Genomic DNA, 1211 nt, shown 5'->3' on the forward strand with positions numbered 1-1211 from the left:
AAATAATACAAATGTAAGATATTCAGTAACTGGAACGGTTGCAAATGAATATGGGGCAAGAGGTAAGGCAACTATGGAACTTGGAAAAGATTCGAAGGCCTTGATTTACAGCGAATTTGAATACAAACGTGATATTATAAAAAATCAAAAATACAATAACGGATATTTCAACTTCGAAAACAGAAAATTCAAAATTGGAGCAGGAATTGGATTTGAAATGTATAAAAATCTGTTATTTTCAATTGGCGGAGGCTATCAGATTTCAGATGTGACAAAACATCAGAATAATGTTGAAAATGTAAGAAAAGCCTTTCCATATTATGAAGCTAAGCTAAATTATGATACAAGAGACAGCCTTAATTTTGCAACAAAAGGTATTTACTTTTTCTCAAATTATACTTTGGCAAACTCAAAAGAGGCTAAATTTAACTCATTAAATTTTCCTGCCGATTTGAGCCTATTAAAAGTAAATTTGACGTATAATCTCGCGAAATTTCAGGGAGCCAAGGTGCGCAAAAACATAAAATACCTAATTTACAAGTTCCTTTTGGGCAACGTCTTTTTGGCCATTTTTGTGATTTCATTTTACGTTGTTTCGTGGCATATTGAAAATATTTCAAATATCGATCTTATGAGTCTTTTGAAGGGATATTTTTTATTTCCGGGCGATATTCGTCTGCCTTTTACGACGGCGATTCTTGAGCTATTCGCCTTTTATATCAGCAGCAGTTTGAGCGATTTTTACGTCAAAGAGGTCGATCGCAAGCTAAATTTTATATTTTTCATCGCCTTTGCGACGATAGGAATTTTAGCGCTTACCGCCGTTACTTATATCATAGTATTCGGTTTTATGCTATTTGGTCTGGATCTGGATAAAAAACTAGTAGCGATATTATCCGCCGCGATATTATTCATAGGCACATATTCTACGGCATTTTCATTTCGCAAAAGTAATTACGAGCTCGGTAAATTTTTACAAATCGTTAGTCTAAAAAGGCGCTGGAATGCCAACGAAGCACTATCGTCTATTTTATTGTTTATAGGCATAATAATATGGCTAAACTTTATCGTTTTTGAATCTAAATAAAGCTAAGCGCGCCTTTTAAATTTCGTCCGTATGCGCTAAATTTAATAGGCGTAGATCACCCGCACGGCGCGACAAAATTTTAAAGCACGAAATACTTTTATCAAAATTTAAACCTACGCATTAT

The 1211-nt window shown here is 34.1% G+C and carries 1 protein-coding gene; it reads left to right on the top strand.

Annotated elements, in window-relative coordinates; all coding sequences use genetic code 11:
• Positions 1-1087 (top strand): hypothetical protein (locus tag Q0095_RS03080; RefSeq protein WP_297881262.1); only part of this gene is annotated, 1087 nt, incomplete at its 5' end.
• Between the last annotated feature and the right edge of the window lie 124 nt (positions 1088-1211).

Origin of the sequence: uncultured Campylobacter sp. (assembly GCF_938045535.1) — a bacterium.
Taxonomy (GTDB): domain Bacteria; phylum Campylobacterota; class Campylobacteria; order Campylobacterales; family Campylobacteraceae; genus Campylobacter_B.